This window comes from Lacinutrix sp. MEBiC02404, from assembly GCF_053601575.1.
Genome location: NZ_JBSHNV010000186.1, coordinates 1 through 4,564, shown reverse-complemented (window position 1 = coordinate 4,564; position 4,564 = coordinate 1). Strand labels below are relative to the sequence as shown.

The window sequence follows — 4,564 nt, the reverse complement described above, 5'->3', positions numbered from 1 at the left end:
TTCTCGGCTATTTTTTATAACGTGTTTGTATATGGTTTGTTGCGTGGTTAAGAACGTAATTTAGCAAATAAAAACCGAATAGAAAATCCGCGAGGGTTTTCGTAAGCAGGCTAGAACCAGCAATAAATTATATACGGTGTTGTGCGTTCGGCTTTCCTCACGCTATTTTTTAACTCCGCTCAAAATTTAGTCAGTTTTTATCGGCTCCCACAATTCAATTTTATTGTCATCTTTGTCTAAAATATGCACGAACTTTCCATAATCGTAAGTTGCAATGCTGTCAAGCACAGTGACTCCGTTTTTCTTTAATTTTTCTACAAGTCCTTCGATATTTTGAACTTGGTAGTTAATCATAAATTCCTTTTTCGAAGGCAAAAAATATTCGTCACCTTTTTTAAACGCTTTCCATTGAAGAGAATTTACAACATCAGGATTGTCAATATCTCTGCTGTCAAAACTCGATGAACCCCAATCGTTAGTTTCTATTCCTAAATTCTCGGCATACCATTTCTGCGTTTCTTCTGGATTGTCTGAATTGAAGAAAATTCCGCCTACTCCAGTTACTTTTGGCGTATTGTCGGATTTTGAAACTGGTTTTTCTGTTTCATCTTTTTTGTTTGCCATATCGTTAGTTTTTTCAGTTTTCGAGTTGCAACTTATGAGTAAAATTGTAATCAAAAAAGTTAGAATTATTTTTTTCATATCGCTAATTTTAATGTTATCACGATGTTTTTTTAGCTGACGCACAACGTGTTTGTATATGGTTTGTTGCGTGTTTCAGCACCTAATTTAGCAAATATAAACCGAATAGAAAATCCGCGAGGGTTTTCGTAAGCAGGCTAGAACCAGCAATAAATTATATACGGTGTTAGGCAACGTTATTTTTCATATTCATATCGTAAAACGTCAATTTCATAATTGTCAAGAATGTCAGTTTTAACTTCTTTGATTAACATTCCATTCTCGTCATAGAAGAACTCATTTTCGTGGATGAATTGCTTTTTTCCTAATAACTTTATCTTGTAGGAAAACAAATTTTTCTTAAATTTTAAAATCGGATATTCAATCAATTTATGTAATCGGTTATTTTTATATTCGTACTCATTAATTTGACAATAGTTGTTCTCTTTGAAGTTGATGAATTTCTTTAGAAAACCATTTTCATCGTAATAATACTCACAATTTCCATCGACATTGGGAAAAACTTTGGTTAGTATGTTTTTCTTTTTGTCAAATTTGTAATTTATAGTGTAAATTTCATTTGGATAATGAAAATCTTCTCGAATTAATTCTTTTCCAGAATAAATGTATTTACCTTCATATTCGAGTTTTTCTTCTTTTCCATAAATCAGAAAGTGATTTTCAGTAATTAGATTTCCATTTTCATACTCAAATTTTTTGTAGCCTTCAAGTTCTGAAATTTCAGGATTTTCATCGAATGAAAATGTTCGTAATTCAATTCTTTCCCCGTTTTGATTGTAGGTGTGATGAGATATTTTCCAATTGATAAAATCAATATGTTTGGTCAGTTTGGAATTTGCATAAAAGTATTGGTGACAAATGAAATTTTCGCTTTTCCCTTTTGAACTTATGGTAAGTTTTCCTGAATTAAAAGTTGAAGTTCTTAAGTTAATATGTCCTTTAAATTCCATTCGAATTGCGATTTTTTCTAATGTTGCCTAACGTCTCGGCTATGAGTAGTTGCGTGGGTTAGCACTTAACTTTGCAAGTACACACCAAACTGAAAATCCGCGAGGATTTTCAGAAGTAAGCGAGAACAAGCAATTACTTATAGCCATTGTTGTGCTTTCGTTATTTATAATTTAGTTATATTGAGTTTCCTTAAGAATTTTATCTATCAATAGGTCTAATTCTATAAATAGGTTTTTGTTATCTGCAATCCAGTATAAAAATTCGTCAGTATTGTTTTCGAATTCAATTTCTTTAAAAATTTGAAGTTTATCCACCTTCAGGTTTGATTTTTCTTTCCAATTTAATAGACCATAGGCATCCATATCTTTAAAGGGATATTTTTTTGATAAATAGGGAAAAATCTCGTTATCTAATTTTGCGGTAAATCTTGTTGTTCTATCTGTCAATGCCTTCATCGTTCGTCCCCAATTATATATTAAATTAACCAATTCCTGATTCTGGAGCAATTCCAAACGTCCCGATTGTATTAGACCGGAAATGGTGTTTTCCGAGGGTCTGAATATAGGAGGGTCAAAGGCATAAAAAATTAAACTGTCAACATTTTGCTTTTTAAGATAATCTTCGTCTTTGCCTATATTATTCATTAATTGTCTGAGGGCTGCCTCACATAATTCACTTTCCTCAATTCTTCTTTTTATAATCGCTTTGTTTTGCAAATATTCAGTATGAATGTTCTTTACAATGGATTGTTCTTCAAGTTTCTGAATTCGTTCTTGGTTCCAATTATTGATTGACAATGCAATCAAAATTCCAATTACAACAAGTACAATTTCGCCAATCGCATAAATCAGATATTTGCTGAATTTATTTTCAGTCAGCATTTTTTGTCTAATTTTTCTAAAGAATTTTATCATTGGTTAGCGGTTTCTGATAATGAAGCACAACGTTGTTGTGTATGATTAGTTGCGTGTTTCAAGCACTAAAGTTAGTAAATAAATCACAGATAGAAAGTCCGCGAGGACTTTCGTAAATTGGCTAAAACCAGCAATTAATTATACACGGTGTTGGCAATAGTTTTTTAATTCTGTTTATTGTCAAAATGCTTTAATAAATCTTTTATAGTTGATATTCCAATTGCAGTCATTTCGGTGTCATTGAAGTAATTTCCTTCTCCGTAAGATTCTGTGTCGTTTATTTTCATTAATTCCTTTTCGAATCGTTCTAATTTTTTTAATCTTTTTTCTGCAATCTGTCTTAGTCGAATAAACAGTAATTTGGAATCCTTAAATCTTATATAATGATTGTTTTCTTGGTCATCACAAATTAAAATATAGAATTCAGCTTTTGTTACCAGGTTTTTGGATAATAAAATTTCTTTAAAGACAATTCCAGTATCTTTTATTTGTTTGTAAAATCTAAATTTGAATAATTCAACAACTTTATTATAAGCATCTTTGTTAAAATCATAAAGTTCCATTCAGACAATTTTTGTTTTTTCAGTCAGTTCGAAAAATATTTTTTTCAATTCAACTTCTTTGTTCAGCTTAAAAATCTCTAATAAAGAACAAATACTTTCTGCTTTCCAAGCATTTTGAGCAATATTCCGATTATATTTTTTCAAAAGTTTGTTCAGACTTGTTTTGGTTACAATTCCTCCAACTTCTTTTTCTAACACAATAATGAATTCATTCAAATTCTTGACAGAAGTTTTCCAATCTCCCCAATCATTTTCTGCTTCGAGTATCTTTTCCGCAATCTTTCTGTCAGTTTCGTTTATAAATCTATTTTCCTCAACCAAGTTAAATAATTTATCAAAAGTAAGTAAAGGAATTTCTATTATATTCATAAATTATAGCTCGGATTTCGATTTTTCTTAAATTATTGCCAACGTGTTTGTATATGGTTTGTTGCGTGTTTAAGCACTAAATTTAGCAAATAAAAACCGAATAGAAAATCCGCGAGGGTTTTCGTAAGCAGGCTAGAACTAGCAATAAATTATATACGGTGTTGGCAAATCGTTATTTATTCAAACTATCAGATTTTAATGAATCAGTTGTTTTTTTTAAATTAATGATTAATGTGTTCTGATGGTCGAGACGAGTTTTAATATTAGATAACGTATCGTTTAATTCAGTTTTAACTTGGTATATTTTAGTATTGAATTTTTTTTGGTCTCTGTTTTCCGAAAGACCCGTAAACAAGTATGTTACAAATCCACCTGCCAATAGAAAAAAAATATTTATTAAATATTCCCATTCAAGCCTTTTTTTAGTTAAACGTCTAATAGTACTATCTAAACTTTTTTCAGATTTTATGTTGGATAAATGATTTTCAATTCCTCCTTCTTCAATTGCTATAACACCTTTTTCTTCCAGTTCGTAATATAATTTTGAATAATTTGGACTTTGTTTAATTAGATTCAGCGATTTAGAAATCCAAAATGCTTTCTTTCTTGCTTCAGTACTTGAATCATAACATATTGCTCCATTTTCAAAGATTTCCGCTAGTATATAATCTATTTCAGATTTAATCTCTTTTGTTAATTTAAGATTCATTTTTTAGAGTATTACGTTAATGTTTGCCAACGTATACGTATATGGAAAGTAGCGTTTAAATAACGACTTGTCTTTCCGGCTTTTATATATTTTATAAAGAAACAAAAAATATTGATTAAACAACCAATTAGCTATTTTATATATACGTTGTTATGTTTAGTAATTTGGATATTCCGTTGGGAATCTCCAAGATTACGTAGTAAGCACTGACGCTAGATAGATACTTCATGATCGATGTGCATGGTTTTAAAATTATGCACTATATGAAGCCTGATATGGTTCGTGATTTTAGAAGCAAATAGCGCTTTGTATTAGTAAATATATGTTGTTATCAACTTTTAATAGTTTCTGATACT

General features: G+C 30.1%; 6 protein-coding genes. All 6 read right to left on the bottom strand.

What is annotated here, in order from left to right:
• Nucleotides 1-186 precede the first annotated feature (186 nt).
• Nucleotides 187-702 carry a VOC family protein gene (locus ACVCXO_RS10870; protein ID WP_452229614.1) on the bottom strand — a complete coding sequence of 172 codons (516 nt, stop codon included), beginning with the start codon at nucleotides 700-702 and terminating at the stop codon, nucleotides 187-189.
• Between the two features lie 176 nt (nucleotides 703-878).
• Complete coding sequence (locus tag ACVCXO_RS10865) at nucleotides 879-1,652, bottom strand: hypothetical protein (RefSeq protein ID WP_452229613.1); 774 nt, start codon at nucleotides 1,650-1,652, stop codon at nucleotides 879-881.
• A gap of 171 nt (nucleotides 1,653-1,823) precedes the next feature.
• Nucleotides 1,824-2,567: a DUF6090 family protein gene (locus ACVCXO_RS10860; protein WP_452229612.1), complete on the bottom strand. Its 744-nt coding sequence runs from the start codon at nucleotides 2,565-2,567 to the stop codon at nucleotides 1,824-1,826.
• Nucleotides 2,568-2,731: 164 nt separating this feature from the next.
• On the bottom strand, nucleotides 2,732-3,130 hold the full coding sequence (locus tag ACVCXO_RS10855) for a hypothetical protein (RefSeq protein ID WP_452229611.1): 399 nt from the start codon (nucleotides 3,128-3,130) through the stop codon (nucleotides 2,732-2,734).
• The gene (locus tag ACVCXO_RS10850) at nucleotides 3,131-3,499 is read right to left on the bottom strand and encodes a hypothetical protein (protein ID WP_452229610.1); all 369 of its coding nucleotides are present in this window, start codon (nucleotides 3,497-3,499) and stop codon (nucleotides 3,131-3,133) included.
• A gap of 172 nt (nucleotides 3,500-3,671) precedes the next feature.
• Entirely contained in the window at nucleotides 3,672-4,208 is a 537-nt protein-coding gene (locus tag ACVCXO_RS10845) for a hypothetical protein (protein ID WP_452229609.1), read from the bottom strand.
• Nucleotides 4,209-4,564 lie beyond the last annotated feature (356 nt).

Bases quoted from the DNA above. Each gene is read 5' to 3' on its own strand.
- ACVCXO_RS10870 (WP_452229614.1), bottom strand. From the start codon at position 702: ATGAAAAAAATAATTCTAACTTTTTTGATTACAATTTTACTCATAAGT.
- ACVCXO_RS10865 (WP_452229613.1), bottom strand. From the start codon at position 1,652: ATGGAATTTAAAGGACATATTAACTTAAGAACTTCAACTTTTAATTCA.
- ACVCXO_RS10860 (WP_452229612.1), bottom strand. From the start codon at position 2,567: ATGATAAAATTCTTTAGAAAAATTAGACAAAAAATGCTGACTGAAAAT.
- ACVCXO_RS10855 (WP_452229611.1), bottom strand. From the start codon at position 3,130: ATGGAACTTTATGATTTTAACAAAGATGCTTATAATAAAGTTGTTGAA.
- ACVCXO_RS10850 (WP_452229610.1), bottom strand. From the start codon at position 3,499: ATGAATATAATAGAAATTCCTTTACTTACTTTTGATAAATTATTTAAC.
- ACVCXO_RS10845 (WP_452229609.1), bottom strand. From the start codon at position 4,208: ATGAATCTTAAATTAACAAAAGAGATTAAATCTGAAATAGATTATATA.